We start from the raw sequence: 20,668 nt of genomic DNA, 5'->3' as shown, positions 1-20,668 counted from the left end.
GTTTTACGCTTTAGTCTATTTATGAAGTTTTTGAAAAAAGAAATCTATCATAATGACAAAGTAGGCTGTCATTAATCCAATAATCATACTACCTAAGTGAAACTTTTCTGGATATTCCATTACGACTAATACCGCTAAACCTGCAACCGCCATTCTAGACATTGTTCCAAGCGATCGGACTGTCCGACCTTCTTCAAAGGCTTTCGTAAATTGTTTGTTTTTCCTAGCCAATGTAAATAGAATCCACAGACTTCCTAGTGTTCCTAGAATTAATCCTAAGAAGACCGATTTATATGCAGTGAATCCCCAGCCTAGTACATAGATTGCGAGTAAGTAGAATATGTATTTACGATACCTCGTAAACGCTATGGATAGATCCTGCATATCAAGTTAATCTCCCGAGAAAAAATGATTGACTAGACGAAGTGTTGCGTAGACTCCTGTTGCTAGTCCTAATAGAAGGCCAAGAATTAAAAAAAGCGGTTCAGTGGCTAGCATCTGATCAATCCATCTACCGAGGAAAATACCTATTAGAATCGATCCTACTAACTGAGATAGAATACCAGACATTAGCGCATAAGCTCGTAAAGGATGCTTATCATTTTTAGACATTAGCAACCCCCACTTTACGCGTTAGAGGTAGGTTTTGAACGTGTCAGAAAATACTCAATTTTCCAAGTAATACTACGATGAAAACCTTCTCATTCATACCCTTTGTAAGCATACAATAGGCACCTATTAATGTCAATTGTTTGTAAGGAAAAAGTTCACCTTCTCACAAGCGATTTTATCGCATTCCACATCCGCTTACAAAAGCCATATAATCGTGATTTTTGTTAGTCCTATCATCGTAGTATTAATCCAAAAATTCGCTTATCGTTCACAAAAAGTTCATAATTAGACGTAGGCGACCAACGTTTTAGTGGCCGCCTATCATTGTATCCTCAAATGAGATTTCTGTTTCTAGTATATCCTCTTTGCCAGCTTTTCTAACAAAAATGATCGCCTTAAAAATACCACTTAAGTTTCGGTCTTTTCTGTTCACTTCTTTCTCTACTAATCCCCTTGCGACATTTCGGTCCCAATCTAAAAACGTCACAAACCTTAAACTGTCTGGATTATAGAGAACAATCCCATACTCATCCGCTCCACCAGGTAAGTACAATTCATATCGAAACACATCTTCCTTATCCCCTTTTCCAAATTGAAATCCCATAATGCGAGGATAATCGGGTTCTTCGATCACATACATATATGGAATATGATATCGATTTTTTCCTTCGTTTAAAAATAAATTCCCATAGTGGAGCCCAGCACCAATGGTACTTGGCGTAATATCAAGTCCGATTGTAATCTCCTTTTTTTGTTTCGGTTTTACAGTAAAGGGTATGGGCAAATCCCATTGAATTCCTTTTCTGTTTTTTGGAATCTCGAAAGAATATTTCTTTTCTTCTTCAGACTGATTATCTATCGTTATGTTTATCCTTTTTTCTGTGCGTTTATCTTGATGATGTAACAGTCCCGCCGAAAATGAACCAGGATAGATTAGCGTTTCTGAGTGAATTGCTTCATGGAGCTGAATTCTACCCGCTCCTTGTTCATATGGCTTGTACAAGGTTCCATCGTCTTTTTCTAATAGCCGTGCTGTATTCATGAGTGCGGCTTTAATTTGTTCTGGTGTCCAGCCGGGGTGTGCCTGTTTTAAAATCGCACTTGCTCCAGCTACATGCGGTGCAGCCATGCTTGTCCCCTGCATTTCCTCGTATCCATTTGGAATCGTGCTGTCAATTGCGACTCCTGGTGCCACTACATCCGGCTTAATCGCCCATGTGTGCGTAACAGGACCTCGAGAACTAAAGGAAGCAATCGTGTCTTTCACCTCTTGGAACGAGGTTTTCACAACAGCATTTTGAGTCTTCATTTGTTTCTTTAGCCACTCCCCATCTGCTTTCGAAAGGGATGCAACAGGTATTGGAAGTTCCTGTTCTAATGAACCTGAGAAGTTTCCATCTGTATTATTGTAAATTAGAACAGCAATCGCTTCGGCTTTGAGGGCGCGAACTGCTTTTTCGTTAAATGTAATTTGCCCTCTTTCCATTAATACAATTTTGTTTTTTGCCTTTGGGAATGTTTTTTCGGTGCCTATTCCCGCATCAATAATTTCATATTTCTTTATGAGTTTCCACGGTATTGACCCTTGGAGAGGTTGGAGCTCAATTTTTCGATCCGAAAATCCCACTGTAAGATATGGTACAGTCATTGGCGGTGTTGATGCACCAACTGATATCGCCTTTGATGATGTCCCTGGTGAACCAACCGTCCATACCTTTGGCCCTGAATTTCCACTCGAAGTTACCGCCACAATTCCTTTTTCTGTTGCTTTATCCAACGCAAGACTTGTTGGCCAGTCGGGTCCATTGATGGTATTACCAAGTGATAGATTAATGACATCGACTTTATCTTCTATTGCCTTATCTATCGCCGCAATAACTTGTTCAGAGGTTCCCATTCCCCCTGGACCAAGTGCGCGGTAGCCAATGATATCAGCCTCAGGCGCGACTCCTTTGATTTTCCCATTCGCTGCGATAATCCCAGCAACGTGGGTTCCATGTGAGGTGTTTCGCCCTTCAACTCCCCTGGTCTCCATCGGGTCATCATCACCATCAACGAGGTCATAGCCCCCTTTATAATTTCTTCTCAGGTCTGGGTGTGTGTAGTCAACACCGGTATCAATCACACCAACTTTGACGCCTTTTCCGGTTAAGCGATGATCCTTTTTATCAAAGTGACTTCGAATCTCGTCCCCCCCGATAAAAGGAACACTTTCTTTAACAGAAATCTGATAGGTTGTAACCGGAGAACTATGTTGAACGCCGGACTCCATTTTTAATTGTTGAATATCACGCCTTTTTCCCGTTACGGAAAAACCTGAAAATACATGCTTATATATGTGGTTAATTTTTATGGAGGAATAGCTTGTTTTTGTTTTCTCTATTATGGAATTAAATTGATTTTCATCCGTTATGATGATTTCGTGCACCACTTCATCCATATCCTCTTTAGGCAATGGGGGTCTGTCCGGAAAACGGTGCGCTTCGACAGGATTTGTTGAAAATAGGAGGATTATACTTATACAAATGCCCAGTAACATTTTCACAAAAAAACCACCTCTTTGAGATAGCATTTCTCAAAAGGTGGTCGAATATGTGAGTTCTAGTTGCAGCGCCTAGAACCTCGAGAAACTTCAACTCCTCTGCGCAGAGGCAAAATACGCCTCTTTGTCGGATATCGACGCACAGGATGTGCTAATGCCGACGGCGCCACAGGACGTGGCGAATTTAGTCGGCCAGTTTTCTCGTTTCTGTGCAAGGCGCTTCCACTTTTTTCGCTTATTTTGTTCCGAATAGACGGTCTCCAGCGTCCCCAAGACCTGGAACGATATATCCGTGGTCGTTCAACTGCTCATCAAGTGCCGCGATATAGATATCAACATCAGGATGAGTATTTTTCATTGCTTCCACACCCTCAGGTGCTGCAACTAGGCACATAAACTTAATATTTGTAGCGCCACGTTTCTTTAAAGCATTAATGGCTTCAACTGCTGAACCACCAGTTGCAAGCATTGGATCTACCACGATGAATTCACGTTCTTTGATATCAGAAGGCATTTTAAAATAATATTCAACCGGCTGTAAGGTTTCAGGATCTCGATAAAGACCAATATGCCCTACCTTTGCTGCTGGGATCAGACGTAAAATTCCGTCCACCATACCTAAACCAGCACGAAGAATTGGCACAATTCCAATCTTTTTCCCAGATAAAACTTTGGATTTTGCCTGACCAACAGGAGTTGTAACCTCTACTTCCTCAAGCGTCATATCACGCGTAATTTCAAACGCCATTAAGCTTGCTACTTCGTCTACTAATTCACGAAATTCCTTCGTACCAGTGTTTATATCACGTATGTATGTTAGCTTGTGTTGAATAAGTGGGTGATCAAAAACGTACACTTTCCCCATCGTTCATCTCTCCTTTTTTGAGTATGCTTCTTTTAGAATTTCCTTCAGTTGAAAAAATAACACTACGAACTGCGTTTTTTGCACTTCAATAAATTTTACAGAAAAAACAAAGCATGTTCAAGACGAAACTCAAAAATACACAGAATGAATAAATATTAAAATGTTCAGTAAACTAATTTACAATTTTATACAAAAGTGATATCATAATAATATAAAATAAATATCGAAATGAAATGAGGTCGATCCCATGAAAGAAACACAAGTATGGAAACTTAACGGTTTTTTAGGGGTTCTAGTCATTGCTGTATTCATCGCACTAGGAGTCATGATGCTTATCAACACAAAGGTTGTGTTTGGAATTCTATTTGTCGCTGTTGCGGTGATTTTGGCTTCTGGTATTACAATCATTCAACCTAACAAGGCTGGAGTAGTTATCTTTTTCGGAAAATATTTAGGAACTATTCGCGACAGCGGAATGTTTTTAACTGTTCCATTCTCTATTCGCCGAAGCGTGTCCTTACGCGTAAACAACTTTAATAGCAAAAAGTTAAAAGTAAACGATGTTGAGGGGAATCCAATTGAAATTGCGGCAGTTATTGTGTATAAGGTTGTTGATTCAGCAAAAGCCGTATTCGATGTAGACCATTACGAGGAATTCGTAGAAATTCAAAGCGAAACCGCGATTCGACATGTTGCTACTCGCTACCCTTATGACACATTTGAAAATGTTGAACTCACATTGCGTGGAAATTCCGAGGAAATCTCAAATGAATTGGCTGCGGAGCTCCAGGATCGTTTAAAAGTAGCAGGTGTCGAAGTTCTTGAAGCTCGCCTCACTCATCTTGCCTATTCAACTGAAATTGCCCAAGCGATGCTTCAACGTCAGCAAGCCACTGCCATTATTGCAGCTCGCCAAAAAATTGTCGAAGGTGCAGTCGGAATGGCACAAATGGCAATCAAGCAACTCGAGCAGGATAAGACCGTTGACCTTGACGATGAGCGTAAGGTGCAAATGGTGAACAACCTATTAGTCGCGATCGTCTCTGAAAAATCAACTCAACCTGTCATTAACGCAGGTACTCTCTATTGATGAGGGGCAAGCATGTCTAAAAAAAAGAGCTTTCCATTGCGGCTAGATCCTGACCTCTATGAAATTTTACAAAAATGGGCTGCCGATGACTTTCGAAGTGTCAACAGCCATATCGAGTTTCTTTTAAGAGAAGCGGCTAAAAAGGCAGGTAGAATTCCAAAAAATAAACAGTAATTTCAGATTGCGCTTGGACGATATCTAAGCGCTTTGTTTTTGGCGGGGGATGGTTGAGGTTTATCGGACAATGGCTTCGTTTATCGAAAAAAACTCGTTTACACGGAAGACTTTTCGGGGATTGCGCCCCAAGTTCCATAATAGTGCCCTAACCTAAGAGGATTGTTCCCTACCTATAAATTATCACGCCCTATCAAAAAAAGACAGGATCCCCCTAAAAGGATTCCTGCCTTCAACTATCTTAATACTCGTTATAAAGTACGAACTTGCTAGTTAATGCTTCTACACGCTCGCTTGCTTCAGCTAACTTCGCTTCGTCTTCTGAGTTTTTCAATGCAAATGCGATGATTGACGCAATTTCATCCATATCCTCCAAACCGAAGCCTCTGCTTGTTACTGCTGCAGTACCGATACGGATACCGCTTGTTACAAATGGGCTTTCTGGATCGAATGGAATCGTATTTTTGTTTACTGTGATGCCGATATCGTCAAGAACCTTTTCAGCCACTTTACCAGTTAGTCCTAATGAACGAACATCCAATAGTAATAAGTGATTGTCGGTTCCACCAGACACGAGGTCTAGACCTTCTTTTTGTAAAGACTCTGCTAATCTAGCTGCATTAGCCACGATATTTTTAGCATATTGTTTGAATTCGTCTGTTAAAGCTTCCCCGAATGCAACAGCTTTAGCCGCAATTACGTGCATTAAAGGACCACCTTGGATACCAGGGAAGATCGACTTATCGATTTTCTTTGCATATTCTTCTTTACATAGAATCATACCACCACGTGGACCACGTAATGTTTTATGAGTCGTTGTCGTAACGAAATCCGCATATGGAACTGGGTTTTCATGAAGACCAGTAGCAACTAATCCTGCGATATGAGCCATATCCACCATTAAATACGCGCCAACTTCGTCCGCAATTTCTCTGAACTTTTTAAAATCAATTGCACGTGGATATGCACTCGCACCTGCAACGATCAGCTTCGGCTTATGTTCTAGTGCTTTCGCACGTACATCGTCGTAGTTGATCTTATGTGTTTCAGGATCGACTCCGTACTCCACAAAATTATATTGAATTCCACTGAAGTTTACCGGACTACCATGTGTTAAATGTCCACCATGGGAAAGATTCATCCCAAGTACAGTGTCGCCCTGCTCTAGGATTGTAAAGTATACAGCCATATTTGCTTGTGCTCCAGAGTGTGGCTGCACATTCGCATGCTCAGCGCCGAAGATTTCCTTCGCACGGTCTCTTGCAATGTCCTCCACAACATCCACATGCTCACAACCACCATAATAACGACGGCCAGGGTACCCTTCTGCATATTTATTTGTTAATACAGAACCTTGAGCTTCCATAACTGCTTCACTTACAAAGTTTTCAGATGCAATCAGTTCAATTTTTGTACGTTGTCTTTGTAGTTCATCTTGAATCGCACTAAATACTTGTTGATCTTGCTCCGATAAATGTTTCATTTGGAATCCTCCTTTTAATCGATGTATGAATTATTCCGCTAATTTGAAAAATACCTTTCCATTGTAACACTTTTATTCGGTAGTAGGAAGATTAAGTTTTTTATTGATATCCCAACAAAATCGCTTTTAATGGGGTTTAAGAGCTGTTAAAACGTTGCTGTGATTGGTTTTCACGGCAACTTAAAAGACTTAAATTCTTTTTGCAAAACACGAACGTTCAAGTATATTTTTTAAAAATCGTTCACTTATTTGGAATCGCAGGGACGGTTCTATTGGTTCATTTAAAAGAGACAAGGCTCTCCACCCTGTCTCTCCTTCATTCCGTTGTCCAATTCCAATATTCGAATTCACCAACCCGGACATTCCTAAAGTCTGGTTCTTCTTTTAATTTTAAAAGTTCCTTGACTGGACCGCTAACGACGGCACCATACACTAGAAACCCGTTTTCACTTATATATTCGTAGCGCTCTTCCATGTACCAAAGCCCAAGCACGTTTTGGCGATACGTTTCACTCTCATCTTCAATAAGTTCCTTCATATTTTTAAGCATAATTTTCTGGTTTTCTTGAATGGTATTACTATCCAACATCAACATCGACCAACTCTTATAATCCTCATCCATTTCCACAGCTCTAGTTAATCCAAGAGTATCAACAGATACATTCTCCCCACCATCTGTTGAAGTCCAAGCTGGCTTAAATGCTTTTAATTCACCAGCATACAAAGGCATCCACTGAACATCCAAATCATATTTTTCTAATCTTTCAAGTAACTCTTCTGGTTTTAAAAAATTTGAAGTTGAAAATGCTAAATTGGCAACTGTCCCCTCATGCACCATCTCAAGCTTCTGCCACTCCTGTAAATCAGCCCTTTTCGTAACACCAGCTAATTTCTTACCTGTGCGGGGATCTTCCGGCAAGATAAATCCGAACTGTTGGTTACTTGAACGTTGAAAATAAATAGTCTCCTTGGACGATAGTGTATTCAAGAGTCGTTTAGTTACATCCCATTCCCCGACAATCTGCTCTTCCTTCCCAATCGTCCGCGAAATTGGTATCGTAATTGTTTGACTTAAAAAAGGCGTGATTTTTCCACTTAACGGCCTCGCATATTCTCCTTGAAGGCCAGGCTGTGTCCAATCAATAGCTAGATTCACATGATAGGCATTCTTATCATCAAGCTTGGTAGAATCGTATCCAATTGAGAGTAGAATCATATAAACCCCATACAAAAATAAGAGAATAAGGACAACTCTAATTATTCTCGCAGTCAACAAAAAACGATACTTCCATAAAACCCGCTTTTCTTTGTCTTTGCTCCACTCTGTCAAAATGCACTCACTCCTTAGTCCTTTAACTCTCTTTCCACTAATGTTTGCAGCCTTTTCCGCGCCCGATGCAATGTCACCTTTACCTGTGATTCGGTCATCTCCATCGCTTCCTGAATTTCCTCATATGAAAATTCCGCAAATTCCCGTAAATAAATAATCGTGCGATAGTTTTCTGGCAGTAGGTCGAGTAAATCCGTCAGTTCATCTAGATTTTCTTTACTGACCATCTCATCCTCAGGTATCCCGTATGGACTCTTCATATCGCCTTTATCGTAAAAAGGGACCCACTTCCACCGTTGTCTCTTTCTCCATTCATCAAGGTAGGTATTACGGGCCACCTTAAATAGCCATGGTTTGACGTCCTCGTATTTATAAAAGGACAGGGAAACCGTCGCCCGGAAGAACGTTTCCTGAACAAGTTCCTCCGCTAAAGTGGAGGAACCTGACATTCGTAACAAATAATAAAAGAGGGGTTCCGCATAACGACGATAAATATCATCTAACTTTTCATTTCGTTCTTTACTCATCTGTGCCCCCTCTCTCTCGTTACCATCATCATACCTCACCTACAAAACGAACTAACCCCTAAAATGTTACACATAATATCAAAAAGGAAAAAAAGAGCCACAGGAACCGACCCCTTGGTCCCTTGGCTCCTCGTAGCTCTTTTAGCATTTTTTATTTTCATTTTTATCGGGATAAACAGCACGCTCTCCTCCGATGAGTTTTGGTCTGGCTTTGGCCATTGTGACGTGGGCTCCACCAATTTCCTTTACGGAACTCCGAACGGGTACTGCAACATGCTTTAGATGCATCCCAATGAAGGTGTCGCCGATATCAATTCCCGCTTCAGCTTTAATAAACTCAACTACAACTGGATCGTTAAAATGTCCGTATGCGTAGGTTGCCATTGCGCCACCGGCTGTTCGAACTGGCACCACAGTTACTTGCTCAAAATTTTTGTGTAATGCTGTTTCACGCTCTACCACCAATGCGCGGTTTAAATGCTCACAACACTGAAACGCAAGTTCGACGCCAACATTTTTACTAAGAGAATTTAGCTCACTAAAAATCATTTCGGCCACTTCCTCAGACCCTGCCGTTCCAATACGTTCGCCAATAACCTCACTCGTACTGCAACCGACAACGAGTAGTTCTCCTTTTTTCAACGAAGCTTTTTCCGCAAACTCTGAAAGAATCGTCCGAAGCTGACCTCTCCATACTTCAATATCACCAACCATTACCGAACCCCCCAATCAAATACGCCTGATTCAACAAATTCTCAGGCGCAATATCTTCTATTCTTCTGTGCTGTTTTCGTATTCAGTAATTTTATTGATTCTGTTTTCATGGCGACCGCCCAAAAACTCAGTTGTAAGCCATGCTTTTGCAATTTCACGAGCAAGTCCTGGGCCAATCACACGCTCACCCATTGCCAGGATGTTGCTGTTATTATGTTCACGTGTTGCCTTTGCACTAAATACATCATGACAAAGTGCACAACGGATACCATGAACCTTATTCGCAGCAATGCTCATTCCAATTCCTGTTCCGCAAATTAAAATACCACGATCATATTCCCCGTCTGCTACTTTTTTCGCAACTGGTAAGGCATAATCCGGATAATCAACAGAAGTTGAGCATTCACAACCGAAGTCATCATATTCAATCTTAAGTTCGTCCATTAAATGCTTGATTTCTTCACGTAAATTTAGACCGCCATGGTCCGATGCAATTGCAACTTTCATTGTAAATCCCCCTAATATCAAATGCGCTTTTGGTTATTTCAGCACTAAAGACATAAACTTTACCCTTATTATACCTAAAAAAGAACTCCCGAACCAAAACGGGAGCTTTTTTTCAGAAGTTTTATAACGTAAATCGCTGAATGGTTTGCTTTAACTGACTAGCTTGACCAGCAAGCTCCTGGGCTAAACTGTCCACATCACAAATCACACTTGTTTGGTGCTGGGTTGCTGCACTTACTTCCTGTGCACCAGCAGATGTTTCTTCCGCAATCGCCGCAACCTCCTGTGATTGCAAGGATGTCGCTTGAATACGGTCCATTTGTTTTTCAACCAATGTAGCAATTTGCTTAACGGCATCAGCCACCTCATGGACAGACGTTGTCATTTCAGCAATTGCCTCATTTGTAATCGTTCCTTTTTTCGCTTCTTCGTTAGCAACCGCAACTTGTTCGGATATCTGGACAACTACATTTCGCACCTCTTGCTGAATATTTTTAATCAACTCGGAAATGCCTTGTACAGCCTTTGAACTTTCATCTGCTAGCTTTCTCACTTCTTCCGCTACAACCGCAAAACCTTTTCCATGTTCACCCGCGCGTGCCGCTTCGATCGAAGCATTCAAGGCGAGCAAGTTCGTTTGGCCAGCAATATCGCCAACAAGTGAAATGATATGTTCTACTTCCTTCGCATTCGTTTCTAGACGATTTACCGCCTCAAGCGAAGTTTGATTGTTTTCAACAAGCTTATTAATTCCGGAAACGAGCGAATGCACAACATCTTTACTGTCATTTAAGGTATCAACCATTTCAACAGATAATTTCTGTGACGTTTTCGCATTTTGCTGAACCTCTTCGGCAATTTGAATCACATCTTCCACGGATTCAGCCGTTTCTTGAATCGATACTGCCGAGCTGTCTGCACCTTTGGAAATCTCAGATATCGTACGATTAATATTTTCTGCCTGCTCAGAAGCAAGACTGGACGCCTTCGTAATCTCAATCACTTTTTCATTTGTATTTTCAAAGTTTTCCTCGATATTATGGACCATCTCACGTAGATTATGTAGCATTTTATTAAACGCAAGACTTAGGCTACGAATCTCGTCATCTGATTTTAAAACAGGTACATCCTCGCGAATATCACCGTTTGCAGCATGAATTGCCACCTGTTCTAGCTTCTGAAGTGGCTTTGTAATGAAGGATGCCGCAAAATAAGCAAGAATGCCAGACCAGATAATTCCTAAAGCCAGTGTGCTTATCACAAAGACTTGTTGACTCACCATCTCTTCAACAAATGGATACACAAAATAAATGAATAATGCCGATGTTGAATACGTCACAACCGCTAAAATAGTTGTAAATAGTACTAATTTTAATCTTAGACCAAATTTATAGCGCCTTTTTTCCACCCGATTTTCCCCCTGAATTTATCTATTTTAGTTTAGAAAGTACTTTTTCAATTAATGGTTCGAGTTCCGCATACGTTTCTCTATAAATGTCAACCGGTCCACCGAAAGGGTCTGAAACATCCCCATCGCTGTCCACATACTCTTTTAATGTAAACACCTTGTCCTGAGCCTCCGGGAAACTGTGAAGGATTGCCTGTTTATGATGACTGGTCATGGTTAAAATACAAGTCGCCCACTCTATAAGATCTTGCGTTAATAAAGAAGACGAATGCTGACACTCGATTCCCTTTTCCTGTAAAACATGGGCAGTATTCGTTGAAGCAGGACTTCCGTCACTAGCAAAAATCCCCGCCGATTTGACCTCAATGCTTTCGCCTGCCTTTTTTCGTAAAATGGCTTCAGCCATCGGACTTCTACATGTATTTCCTGTGCAAACAAATAAAACACGTTTCATTTCATCACCCTTTTCATCGTTGCCTTCATGCTACTTTCGACCCAAATATTTAGACAAAATTCGATATAATTCCATTATAATCGAGATTCACATGAAAGATATAGCCAATATTTAAAAAAAGAGCACGGATTTTCACCCGCACTCGCAGTTTTGTCATAATTTTACCCTTCTATAAAGGAAATAGTAATTTTACCCCAAAGACGAGGAGAATGCATCCACCTAAAACCTCACTATATGTACCAAGCCAGTTTTGGACCTTTCGACCTAATAGAAGTCCGATCCACGAAAGAACCATACTAACGATCCCAAACATGAGAATCACCATGACTGTTTTTGCACCATATATCCCTAGCGAAAGCCCGACGGAAAAACTATCTAAACTCACACTTAAAGCAAAAATAAATAAGCCGAATCCAACCGGTGTAATCATACGCTGGTGATCATCGTCCTTGAAGGAAGAAATAATCATTTGTAAGCCTAAAAATAAAAGCAATCCGCCGCCTACATAGGTTGCTATAGCTCCAAATGTATCTGATAAAAAATGTCCAATCATCATGCCCGCCAATGGCATCCACATATGAAACAGACCAATGGTGATCCCGATTGAAAAAATTTGCTTGAGCCTCAACCGGATTAATCCCATTCCAAGCCCAACGGAAAATGCGTCCATTCCTAAAGCAAATGCCATGATAAATAAGGTTATAATTTCTCCGAGAAATGCTGTAATATCCATCTTCTACCTCCTTGGACGTGCCTATTTCAACATATGCATGTACAAATCGAAATAGAAGAAGGATTTCCCAATTATTCTGTTATTATTTTATGTCCTGCAGCCTTGGTTAATCGATTCATGATTGCTTGTCCGATGCCTTCACTTGGAAAACTCTCACTAAAAATAACATCGACATCACTTTCATCAAATAAGCGCAACACGTCATAGAGTCTAGTAGCAACTGACTCCAAGTCCTCACGCGAACCACAAGCAATAACTTTATCTGCTTCATACGAATTTTCGCGCTCCTTCGTTGTCAGGACTCCAACCTTTAACCCCTCGTTCTGCTTTTCTTTTACAAGAGACTGGATAAATTCCACTTGGCCATTCACAATCGTAAGAGGTGCAGTTGGCGCATAATGTGTATATTTCATTCCAGGTGATTTCGGTGCTTCGCCTTCTGTTAAAATGGCCCTATCGACCTCGACGATACCACATACTGCCTCAAGCTGTTCCTTTGTCACTCCACCTGGTCGTAGAATCACAGGTACTTCACCCGTGCAATCCAGAACAGTTGACTCCAATCCAACACCCGTAGCTCCGCCATCAAGAATCCCCACAATTTTACCAGTCAAATCATCAGCTACATGCTTTGCCAGTGTCGGACTTGGCTTGCCAGAAGTATTTGCACTCGGCGCAGCAAGTGGTAGACCTGATGCGGAAATCAAAGCTAATGCAACCGGATGACTTGGCATTCGTACCGCTACAGTTTCAAGTCCTGCTGTCACCTTTTTCGAAACTGCATCTTCTTTTCTTTTTAAAACAAGTGTTAGGGGACCTGGCCAAAATTTCGCAATTATCCGCTCCGCCTGCTCAGGAATCTCCTGGACAATTTTATGTAGCTGCCCGATTGTGGAGATGTGGACAATCAGTGGATTATCACTAGGACGACCCTTCGCCTCGTAAATTTTCGAAACAGCTTCATCTGATAAGGCATTTGCCCCAAGCCCATACACTGTTTCTGTCGGGAAAGCCACCACTTCATTTTTCTGTAGAAGACTTGCCGCTTCTATTATTTGTGGATAAGTTTCTAAATTTTGTTGGTTTTTATCCACAACCCATTGCTTTGTTTCCATGTAACGCAACTCCTATGTAAAAATCCTTTAGTAATGTCACTTTTTAATTATTGTAATATAAAAAAGTATAGGTTTATAAGTGGTGGAAAACAAGCGTTATCCACATTTTGTGGATAACAAACTCTAAAATGTGGATAATTATGTGGATATAACCAGTTTTGCCACAACCCACACAAAGAGGAAATATTTCATCCACAGCCCATATTTTTCATCATGTCACATAGATTATCACATTTTTTTGCATTTTAACAACCTATGTTTATCCACATTATCCACAATCTGATGACAAAACCAAAATAAAAACCCCCACTTGCGCACATTCAATCCACATTTGGGAGTTTAAAAATACTATTATTTTTCAATTTGCGAAACCATGAACATCGGATCAGTCTTTTTAAGGAGCTGTGAGATATGATTCGAGCTTTCAATATGGCCAGGAAGCCCATCGATCTCTACTTGCTCGAAGCCAAGCATTGCAAAAAATTGAATCGACGCTTGTTTATTTGTCGCTAAAAACAGACGATTTAACTCCTTATGCTTTGCAAGTGAAATCGCACTTTTAAATAGAGTTAATAAATTCGTTTGATCTACACCCGGAGAAATGACAAGCGATCGAAGCAATCCATCTTGCTCAATTCTTTCAATCCCTAACGTTGCAAGAATTTTTTGCTCATCATCCTCCAATAAAATAAAGTGATCAATAATCGAACCAATACCTTCTGAACTAACTTCAGCTTGTCCTAAAAAGGCAGAGACCATTTCAATATCCTGCTCATTTGCCGTTCTAATTTGCTTCATTTTCGCCACCCCATCTTTCATTATCCTAGTAACTACTCTATGAGGTATCTTAAAAAATAGAACTAAATGCTAGATTTTTAGCTAAATAAAGATGTAAAAAACTCAACTAAGAAAAATTTGACCTCGACTTCTTCCTCGTCATTTTCATCTTTATCTACTTTGTCTTCTTTGTCCTTCTTTTCTTTCTTATCTTCCTTTTCAGTCTTTTGCTCAAGCGCCACATCTTTTCCTTCCTCATCAGAAGCTTCAATAGCATCACCTGTTGAGAAGTCTAAGAAACATAAAGGCGGGAACAACACACACCACCAATTTGCACCTTCAGCTTCACCTAATGAAATCAGAATTGCCTCATACTCACCGGCCGGATATAGGAATTGCCCATAAAGCTTTGTTGGAAACTGAACATTACGTCCGTAATCGACTGTATAGGATTGATTGCTATTTTCTTCTTCTAGTACACTAGCTACGATTTTTTCAATTTCTGGTAGTCCTTCTTGAATTAAATCTCTAGCCGCATCAATCGAAGTTAACTCTGCCACCCACTCCGTAATCTCTGCATTTACCGCGTCACGTACCTTGCGCTTTAAAGCCTGATCTTCATCGGAATCACTATTGGCTAAAATCCGAAGCCGAATTGCTTCATCCGGAATTACCTGTGGCTCCTGTGCACTTGTTTCTTTTATCAATAAATGGCTATTCGCCCCAATTAACAGTAAAAATATAAATGATACAATCGTAATTTGTTTACTCACTTTCTAGCACCATCCCTTCACAACCCATTCTTGCCAAGAATATAGATTCCTAAACTACCAAATTTGAAAAATCTATTAAACTATTTTTTTGCGTATTTTTCATGCTGTTTTCGTATACTTTGTTGTTTCTGAATAAGTTTGTGCAAAGGAAATGGTAATTATTGGCCTTATGTGATTTCCAGCGGATGGTACGAGACTCCTGCGGGAATAGCGAGCCAAGCGAGACCCCGCAGTGAAGCGAGGAGGCTTGCGGATCGCCCGCGGAAGCGAGTACCAGGGCGGAAATCATACTATTTCAAAATCAAAAATCCTTTGGAAATGAGCATTTTCATACTTTTAAAAATAAAATGTCAAGTTGACTTTACAAAATGTATAGTTTACTTTACAATGGGTGTAGAAACAATTGGAGGATATTGTAAATGGAGATTAAAAACCGCGTGAAGGAACTCCGCGCAAAGCACAGTTTGACACAAGGCGCACTAGCTGAAAAGGTCAATGTAACACGGCAAACAATCGTCGCAATGGAAAAAGGAAGCTATATCCCTTCCCTACTACTCGCAATGAACATCGCACAAACGTTTAACTTGCCAATTGAAGAAATATTTTATTTGGAGGATGAGGAAAAATGAGTATTTTTCGTAATGTGGTGTATTCAATTATTTCGATCGCACTTTTGGGTTGGGCATTTTCAACGATGTATTACGCACATTTAGCCTTTGCTGAGATTGTAAAAACCAATCAAGAACCACCTTGGACCGTTGAAATTAACATGTTACCCACGTTCATTGCAATCGTAGTAGGAATTATTTTTTCAGCCATTATGGTTCCACAACTGAAGAAGAAACGCAAATCATGGAAAAGTGCATTTCTTTTACCAGTCGAATTTGAAGAAGGAGATGAGCGTGAAAAGGAACTCACCGGAAAAGCATGTCGGGCTTCTTATATTAGTATGTGGTACACATTTCCAATCATCACTGCCCTATTTTTTGTCTATCCGTTCATCTCAGATTCTGTACCATATTATCCAATTATCTTACTACTGCTATTTCCGTTGATTCAGATGATCGTTTATTTTATTTCGTGGAAGCGGAACTACTAAACCGCTGATGATTCATCTTGGGATCACGTCCTAAGGGGTTCCGTTTTGAGGTGTTTTCTTAAAATAAATGTCGTAGATTCGCGGTCCAGCAATTGGTGAGTTGTCTTGCCATAAATGGGGAAATGCTGAAAAAGCGGAGGATTTCCGGTAATCCAAAGCAAAAACCCTTCTATACCATATTTTTAAAGTCATAAGCGGAATCTCTCCGTCTATTATGGCTATTTTCGGTGATTTTTACAGATTAGGCGAAATTTTTCCGTCTATTCAACTACCTGGGTTCGTAACCTGGTAAAGGTAGATGCTTAGAAGTTTTGACCCATTTTTTTCATTGTTCATTGTTAGGCGTTAATTGTATGTAAGGTTAAAAACAGGAAAATGACGTGTGACAATTCACACGTCATTTATTTAATCAGATCCAAGCCTTTTCTAAAAACCTATTTCCGCAAACACCATTCGGTCTTTGCCGTTGATATCGTTAACGACCTCTACCGTTGCCCTAGGAAAAGTATCTCGCAACATGCTTGCAACAGACTCACCTTGCCCAATCCCGACTTCAAAGGCTACAATTCCTTTTTCTTTCAATACAAGTGGAATTTCCTTCATAAATCTACGATAAAAATCTAGGCCATCCTGACCACCAACTAAAGCACGGAGTGGTTCATGGTCCTTCACTACAATCGACAAAGTCGGAATATCTTCTTCTGGAATATATGGTGGATTCGAAACGACTATATCAACCTTCAATCCTTTATCCATTAACGGTCCTAATAAATCTCCTTCAAAAAACGTTACTTCCGCACCTAATCGGTTCGCATTTTCCTTCGCCACATCTATAGAAGCCTTCGCTATATCAACTGTCATTACGTTAAGGTGCTCATTTTCAAGAGCAAGCGTAATCGAAATCGCGCCACTTCCTGTTCCCACATCCACGACCTTAATTCCTTCGGTTGTACCGAATAAACGCTTAATTTTCGCAAGCAACCCTTGAACCAGCTCTTCAGTCTCAGGTCTCGGAATTAAAACTTCCTCATTTACCGTAAATCTACGCCCGTAAAACTCCTCATAGCCAATAATGTGTTGAACCGGAACCCCACTCACAACCTTATCAACAGCTGCCACAAACTTTTCTTTCACAGCACCATCTAGTTCCTCACGTAGTTCTCCGAGTAGCTTTGCTCTACTCATCCCCAGATAATGACACAACAGCATTTCTGCAATATTTTCGTCCCGACCATTTTCCCGTAAAAAAGAAGAAGCCCATTTGAGGGCTTCGAATATTTTTTGAAATTCCGCCATTATTCAGCTTGCTCCATTTTTCTAGCTTGGTCTTCCATGATTAGTGCATCGATCACTTCATCAAGCTTCCCAGTTAGAATTTGATCAAGCTTTTGAATGGTCAACCCAATGCGGTGGTCAGTTACACGGTTTTGTGGGAAATTGTACGTACGGATACGCTCAGAACGGTCACCTGTTCCTACGGCTTGCTTACGGTTTTGGTCGTATTCTGCTTGTGCTTCTTGTTGAAACTTATCATAAACACGTGCACGCAATACTTTCATTGCTTTTTCCTTATTTTTAATTTGGGATTTCTCATCCTGACAGGAAACCACAGTTCCAGTTGGCAAATGCGTTAAACGAACCGCCGACATTGTGGTGTTAACACTTTGTCCCCCTGGTCCACTGGATGCAAATGTATCCACACGAATATCTTTTTCGTGAATTTCAACTTCAACCTCTTCTGCTTCAGGTAATACCGCTACAGTTGCGGTTGATGTGTGGATACGTCCGCCTGACTCCGTTTCAGGAACACGTTGTACACGATGTGCCCCATTTTCAAATTTCAATTTCGAATAAGCACCTTTTCCGGAAATCATAAAAATGATCTCTTTATATCCACCAACACCTGTTGTGTTGGCATCCATAACTTCAGTCTTCCAACCTTGGTGCTCAGCAAAGCGGCTGTACATGCGATAAAGGTCCCCAGCAAATAACGCAGCCTCATCTCCACCTGCAGCACCGCGTATTTCCATGATAACGTTTTTGTCATCGTTTGGATCCTTCGGCAATAAGAGTACATGAAGACGCTCCTCAAGCTCCTCCATTTGGTCCTCAAGTTCATTAATTTCTTCCTTCACCATTTCACGCATTTCGGCATCGAGCTTTTCTTCAAGCATCGCTTTCGCATCGGTTAACTGTTCTTTAACCTCTTTGTACTCTCTATATTTCTCAACGGTTTCTTGTATATCTGATTGTTCTTTTGAATATTCACGTAGCTTTGTTGTATCACTAACGATATCTGGATCACTTAATAGTTCATTTAATTTTTCATAACGAGCTTCAACAGCCTCTAAACGATCGAACACGCTCTTCACCTCAAAATTTAGTCCATAACAGTATAATTATAGTATAGGGTACCCATATAGGTCAAAGCAAATTACGGAAGTATGAATGTTTGTCGATACTCATTTGAACATTTTAGAAAGTTAGGGTACTTCCGTTTTCTAGACTGTCGCCAGTTTATTTTTTCATGAAAGTCGGTGGCATTCCGGCGTCGTTCGATTTGCACTTACCTTTTAAAACTTAATTCCTTCATATTTCGCTGTCGAATAGCAGGTTTTCTGTAGGTTTGCTTCTTTCTTTGACGAAAAGGTACTAGTTTTGTCTACCCGGCAGGATTTTACATTGAATAGGGAGAATCGTACTACTATACAAAGAATCGGTGAACATTGAAGCTTAGGAGAAGAAGAGGAAAACTAGGGGGAATGATTGGTGTGAATACTGCGGAGTTTGCAAAAAAACTGGGTGTTTCAACTAAAAGCGTCCGGAAGTGGATAAAAAACTTTGAAATACCATGTAAAAAAAATGAATATGGGCACTATGTATTTGAGGAAATCGACCTTCCATTATTCGAAGAGATACGGAATCAAGTGAAATCTGGGGTCCCTTTTGATAAAATCAAACTATCACCACCAGAACCTAGGAAGGGGACTGTACGGAAAATGGTACAAGCTTCAGAAAAAACTCTTTCAGATAAATTAAACACGATCATGGAACGGATTAAAGAGAACGAAAGGCGAATCGAGGAAAAAGCAAGTGATGTAGTATCCTACCAGCTACTGCAGCATCGCAAAGAAATCGATGAGCTACAAAAAAGAATGCAGAAAATGGAAGCCTATATCGAGCAGCTCGAAAGGGAAAAAGAAGAGCTTCAAAAACAAACAGCCATTTCCCTTGAAAAAGTAGAAGGGTCAAGAAAACGTAAAAAAGTACTTGGGTTTCTATTTTAGATCAGGAAGAACAGCCTGGTCTTTTTTCATGCACAAATAGCAAAAAGCACCCACTCGGAGCGCTTTATAACTTCATTGTATCCTTTTGTGCAACTGCCTTTAATAGTGGTTTCCCTGGTACTTCATGATGATGGCGACAACGAGGCTCGTATGACTCAGAAGCACCGACTAAAATTACTGGATCATCATAAGAGGCTGGTTTTCCATTGATTAAACGCTGTGTTCTGCTTGAGGGAGATCCACATACAGAGCAAACAGCCTGTAATTTTGTAACCAACTCAGCTAAAGAAAGTAATTCTGGAACTTTTCCAAACGGTTCACCGCGGAAGTCTTGGTCTAAGCCTGCAACGATGACGCGGTGGCCACGGTTTGCAAGAATTTGGACAACTTCTACGATCTCATCATCGAAAAATTGCACTTCGTCGATCGCGACAACATCTGTATCAGCAGATACTTCTTCTAAAATGTCAGCAGAGCTTACCACTGGAATTGCGACAAAGGATGTCCCATTGTGAGACACAACAGAATTATCACTATATCGATTATCAATTTGAGGCTTAAATACCTGAACAGATTGTCTGGCAAATTCAGTACGACGAACACGTCGAATCAACTCTTCGGATTTTCCTGAAAACATGCTTCCACAAATTACTTCAAGCCAGCCACTTTGCTTCATAATATACATGAAACTTGGTCCTTCCTTTCCTCGGTTGTTACTATTATTGAGTCAACTTTTGACCGTAAGTATGAGGATTATTGATATGAGGTTAAAATAAATGCGAGAAAAATAAGTCTAGTAGCACAAAAAACAGGCAAGAAGAAAAAACTTGCCTGTTTTTGGCTTTTCAAAATCGATATTATTTAATACCGTATTTTTTGTTGAATTTATCTACACGTCCACCTGCATCAGCGAATTTTTGACGGCCTGTATAGAATGGGTGACACTCTGAGCATACCTCAACGCGTATCTCCTCTTTTACAGAACCAGATTCAAATTCATTTCCACAAGCACATTTCACCATAACTTTTTTATAGTTTGGATGAATTCCTGATTTCATTCGTCTCATCTCCTTCCGCCCTGAATCATTGATCGAAACAGAGTTACGTTTTAGCAAAATTGCATGTACAATTTCGAAAACCTAAAACGCACATGTTGAAATTATAACAAGTGAAGCCAT

24 protein-coding genes are annotated in these 20,668 nt (G+C 40.4%); 5 read left to right on the top strand and 19 right to left on the bottom strand.

The window, feature by feature from the left end:
- Window positions 1-15: 15 nt before the first annotated feature.
- From DZB84_RS09440 to upp, 4 genes are all read right to left on the bottom strand, one after another.
- Window positions 16-384: an ATP synthase subunit I gene (locus DZB84_RS09440; RefSeq protein WP_116352007.1), complete on the bottom strand. Its 369-nt coding sequence runs from the start codon at window positions 382-384 to the stop codon at window positions 16-18.
- 6 nt (window positions 385-390) lie between these two features.
- Window positions 391-612 (bottom strand): AtpZ/AtpI family protein, encoded by a 222-nt coding sequence (locus DZB84_RS09435; RefSeq protein WP_116352006.1) that lies wholly within the window; start codon window positions 610-612, stop codon window positions 391-393.
- A 307-nt stretch (window positions 613-919) separates the two neighbouring features.
- A complete protein-coding gene (locus DZB84_RS09430) occupies window positions 920-3,151 on the bottom strand; it encodes a S8 family serine peptidase (protein WP_223254420.1) in 2,232 nt (743 codons plus the stop codon).
- A gap of 238 nt (window positions 3,152-3,389) precedes the next feature.
- The gene (upp, locus tag DZB84_RS09425; RefSeq protein ID WP_116352005.1) at window positions 3,390-4,019 is read right to left on the bottom strand and encodes a uracil phosphoribosyltransferase; all 630 of its coding nucleotides are present in this window, start codon (window positions 4,017-4,019) and stop codon (window positions 3,390-3,392) included.
- A gap of 247 nt (window positions 4,020-4,266) precedes the next feature.
- Between upp and DZB84_RS09420 the strand changes: the two genes are divergently transcribed.
- The gene (locus DZB84_RS09420; protein ID WP_116352004.1) at window positions 4,267-5,109 is read left to right on the top strand and encodes an SPFH domain-containing protein; all 843 of its coding nucleotides are present in this window, start codon (window positions 4,267-4,269) and stop codon (window positions 5,107-5,109) included.
- 12 nt (window positions 5,110-5,121) lie between these two features.
- Window positions 5,122-5,283, top strand: coding sequence for a type II toxin-antitoxin system antitoxin (locus DZB84_RS09415; RefSeq protein WP_083497317.1), 162 nt, complete (start codon window positions 5,122-5,124; stop codon window positions 5,281-5,283).
- A gap of 241 nt (window positions 5,284-5,524) precedes the next feature.
- Here DZB84_RS09415 and DZB84_RS09410 read toward each other — a convergent pair whose 3' ends face one another.
- The 11 genes from DZB84_RS09410 to spoIIR form a co-directional block, all read right to left on the bottom strand.
- Window positions 5,525-6,766, bottom strand: a complete 1,242-nt coding sequence (locus DZB84_RS09410) for a serine hydroxymethyltransferase (protein WP_116352003.1) — start codon at window positions 6,764-6,766, stop codon at window positions 5,525-5,527.
- Window positions 6,767-7,082: 316 nt separating this feature from the next.
- On the bottom strand, window positions 7,083-8,096 hold the full coding sequence (locus DZB84_RS09405; protein ID WP_116352002.1) for an anti sigma factor C-terminal domain-containing protein: 1,014 nt from the start codon (window positions 8,094-8,096) through the stop codon (window positions 7,083-7,085).
- 14 nt (window positions 8,097-8,110) lie between these two features.
- Window positions 8,111-8,623: a sigma-70 family RNA polymerase sigma factor gene (locus DZB84_RS09400; protein WP_116352001.1), complete on the bottom strand. Its 513-nt coding sequence runs from the start codon at window positions 8,621-8,623 to the stop codon at window positions 8,111-8,113.
- A gap of 141 nt (window positions 8,624-8,764) precedes the next feature.
- Window positions 8,765-9,337: a TIGR01440 family protein gene (locus DZB84_RS09395; RefSeq protein WP_116352000.1), complete on the bottom strand. Its 573-nt coding sequence runs from the start codon at window positions 9,335-9,337 to the stop codon at window positions 8,765-8,767.
- A gap of 57 nt (window positions 9,338-9,394) precedes the next feature.
- Window positions 9,395-9,844: a ribose 5-phosphate isomerase B gene (gene rpiB, locus DZB84_RS09390; protein WP_116351999.1), complete on the bottom strand. Its 450-nt coding sequence runs from the start codon at window positions 9,842-9,844 to the stop codon at window positions 9,395-9,397.
- Between the two features lie 121 nt (window positions 9,845-9,965).
- Entirely contained in the window at window positions 9,966-11,252 is a 1,287-nt protein-coding gene (locus DZB84_RS09385; protein WP_116351998.1) for a methyl-accepting chemotaxis protein, read from the bottom strand.
- 22 nt (window positions 11,253-11,274) lie between these two features.
- On the bottom strand, window positions 11,275-11,706 hold the full coding sequence (locus tag DZB84_RS09380; protein ID WP_116351997.1) for a low molecular weight protein arginine phosphatase: 432 nt from the start codon (window positions 11,704-11,706) through the stop codon (window positions 11,275-11,277).
- 169 nt (window positions 11,707-11,875) lie between these two features.
- Window positions 11,876-12,439, bottom strand: coding sequence for a manganese efflux pump MntP (locus tag DZB84_RS09375; RefSeq protein WP_116351996.1), 564 nt, complete (start codon window positions 12,437-12,439; stop codon window positions 11,876-11,878).
- A gap of 71 nt (window positions 12,440-12,510) precedes the next feature.
- Window positions 12,511-13,554, bottom strand: coding sequence for an L-threonylcarbamoyladenylate synthase (locus DZB84_RS09370; RefSeq protein WP_116351995.1), 1,044 nt, complete (start codon window positions 13,552-13,554; stop codon window positions 12,511-12,513).
- 351 nt (window positions 13,555-13,905) lie between these two features.
- On the bottom strand, window positions 13,906-14,352 hold the full coding sequence (locus DZB84_RS09365; protein ID WP_116351994.1) for a GNAT family N-acetyltransferase: 447 nt from the start codon (window positions 14,350-14,352) through the stop codon (window positions 13,906-13,908).
- Between the two features lie 77 nt (window positions 14,353-14,429).
- Window positions 14,430-15,104 (bottom strand): stage II sporulation protein R, encoded by a 675-nt coding sequence (gene spoIIR / locus DZB84_RS09360; RefSeq protein WP_116351993.1) that lies wholly within the window; start codon window positions 15,102-15,104, stop codon window positions 14,430-14,432.
- Between the two features lie 419 nt (window positions 15,105-15,523).
- Between spoIIR and DZB84_RS09350 the strand changes: the two genes are divergently transcribed.
- Both DZB84_RS09350 and DZB84_RS09345 read left to right on the top strand, forming a co-directional pair.
- Window positions 15,524-15,733 carry a helix-turn-helix transcriptional regulator gene (locus DZB84_RS09350; protein WP_116351991.1) on the top strand — a complete coding sequence of 70 codons (210 nt, stop codon included), beginning with the start codon at window positions 15,524-15,526 and terminating at the stop codon, window positions 15,731-15,733.
- Complete coding sequence (locus tag DZB84_RS09345; RefSeq protein WP_116351990.1) at window positions 15,730-16,203, top strand: hypothetical protein; 474 nt, start codon at window positions 15,730-15,732, stop codon at window positions 16,201-16,203. The genes DZB84_RS09350 and DZB84_RS09345 overlap by 4 nt, the downstream gene beginning before the upstream one ends.
- Window positions 16,204-16,629: 426 nt before the next feature.
- Here DZB84_RS09345 and prmC read toward each other — a convergent pair whose 3' ends face one another.
- Together prmC and prfA are read right to left on the bottom strand one after the other, a co-directional pair.
- Window positions 16,630-17,499, bottom strand: coding sequence for a peptide chain release factor N(5)-glutamine methyltransferase (prmC, locus tag DZB84_RS09340; RefSeq protein ID WP_116351989.1), 870 nt, complete (start codon window positions 17,497-17,499; stop codon window positions 16,630-16,632).
- Window positions 17,499-18,566, bottom strand: a complete 1,068-nt coding sequence (gene prfA, locus DZB84_RS09335; protein WP_189655201.1) for a peptide chain release factor 1 — start codon at window positions 18,564-18,566, stop codon at window positions 17,499-17,501. The genes prmC and prfA overlap by 1 nt, the downstream gene beginning before the upstream one ends.
- 408 nt (window positions 18,567-18,974) lie before the next feature.
- On the opposite strand from prfA, the gene DZB84_RS09330 reads away from it, so the two are divergent.
- On the top strand, window positions 18,975-19,490 hold the full coding sequence (locus DZB84_RS09330; RefSeq protein ID WP_189655200.1) for a MerR family transcriptional regulator: 516 nt from the start codon (window positions 18,975-18,977) through the stop codon (window positions 19,488-19,490).
- A 64-nt stretch (window positions 19,491-19,554) separates the two neighbouring features.
- Here DZB84_RS09330 and DZB84_RS09325 read toward each other — a convergent pair whose 3' ends face one another.
- A complete protein-coding gene (locus tag DZB84_RS09325) occupies window positions 19,555-20,175 on the bottom strand; it encodes a thymidine kinase (RefSeq protein WP_116351986.1) in 621 nt (206 codons plus the stop codon).
- Between the two features lie 172 nt (window positions 20,176-20,347).
- A complete protein-coding gene (rpmE, locus tag DZB84_RS09320) occupies window positions 20,348-20,548 on the bottom strand; it encodes a 50S ribosomal protein L31 (RefSeq protein ID WP_116351985.1) in 201 nt (66 codons plus the stop codon).
- Window positions 20,549-20,668: the final 120 nt, after the last annotated feature.

It is taken from the genome of Bacillus sp. HNG (assembly GCF_003400205.1).
Lineage (GTDB): Bacteria > Bacillota > Bacilli > Bacillales > Bacillaceae_L > Ferdinandcohnia.
The sequence above is the reverse complement of the archived record's forward strand: the minus strand, read 5'-3'. Positions and strand labels throughout refer to the sequence as shown.

Excerpts from the sequence above, each read along its gene's own strand:
- DZB84_RS09350 (WP_116351991.1), top strand. The coding sequence starts at position 15,524 with ATGGAGATTAAAAACCGCGTGAAGGAACTCCGCGCAAAGCACAGTTTG.
- DZB84_RS09410 (WP_116352003.1), bottom strand. The coding sequence starts at position 6,766 with ATGAAACATTTATCGGAGCAAGATCAACAAGTATTTAGTGCGATTCAA.
- prmC (WP_116351989.1), bottom strand. The coding sequence starts at position 17,499 with ATGGCGGAATTTCAAAAAATATTCGAAGCCCTCAAATGGGCTTCTTCT.
- DZB84_RS09420 (WP_116352004.1), top strand. The coding sequence starts at position 4,267 with ATGAAAGAAACACAAGTATGGAAACTTAACGGTTTTTTAGGGGTTCTA.
- DZB84_RS09375 (WP_116351996.1), bottom strand. The coding sequence starts at position 12,439 with ATGGATATTACAGCATTTCTCGGAGAAATTATAACCTTATTTATCATG.
- upp (WP_116352005.1), bottom strand. The coding sequence starts at position 4,019 with ATGGGGAAAGTGTACGTTTTTGATCACCCACTTATTCAACACAAGCTA.
- DZB84_RS09380 (WP_116351997.1), bottom strand. The coding sequence starts at position 11,706 with ATGAAACGTGTTTTATTTGTTTGCACAGGAAATACATGTAGAAGTCCG.
- DZB84_RS09325 (WP_116351986.1), bottom strand. The coding sequence starts at position 20,175 with ATGTATATTATGAAGCAAAGTGGCTGGCTTGAAGTAATTTGTGGAAGC.
- rpmE (WP_116351985.1), bottom strand. The coding sequence starts at position 20,548 with ATGAAATCAGGAATTCATCCAAACTATAAAAAAGTTATGGTGAAATGT.
- DZB84_RS09365 (WP_116351994.1), bottom strand. The coding sequence starts at position 14,352 with ATGAAGCAAATTAGAACGGCAAATGAGCAGGATATTGAAATGGTCTCT.
- DZB84_RS09400 (WP_116352001.1), bottom strand. The coding sequence starts at position 8,623 with ATGAGTAAAGAACGAAATGAAAAGTTAGATGATATTTATCGTCGTTAT.
- DZB84_RS09415 (WP_083497317.1), top strand. The coding sequence starts at position 5,122 with ATGTCTAAAAAAAAGAGCTTTCCATTGCGGCTAGATCCTGACCTCTAT.
- DZB84_RS09345 (WP_116351990.1), top strand. The coding sequence starts at position 15,730 with ATGAGTATTTTTCGTAATGTGGTGTATTCAATTATTTCGATCGCACTT.
- rpiB (WP_116351999.1), bottom strand. The coding sequence starts at position 9,844 with ATGAAAGTTGCAATTGCATCGGACCATGGCGGTCTAAATTTACGTGAA.
- DZB84_RS09430 (WP_223254420.1), bottom strand. The coding sequence starts at position 3,151 with ATGTTACTGGGCATTTGTATAAGTATAATCCTCCTATTTTCAACAAAT.
- DZB84_RS09370 (WP_116351995.1), bottom strand. The coding sequence starts at position 13,554 with ATGGAAACAAAGCAATGGGTTGTGGATAAAAACCAACAAAATTTAGAA.
- DZB84_RS09395 (WP_116352000.1), bottom strand. The coding sequence starts at position 9,337 with ATGGTTGGTGATATTGAAGTATGGAGAGGTCAGCTTCGGACGATTCTT.
- DZB84_RS09435 (WP_116352006.1), bottom strand. The coding sequence starts at position 612 with ATGTCTAAAAATGATAAGCATCCTTTACGAGCTTATGCGCTAATGTCT.
- DZB84_RS09440 (WP_116352007.1), bottom strand. The coding sequence starts at position 384 with ATGCAGGATCTATCCATAGCGTTTACGAGGTATCGTAAATACATATTC.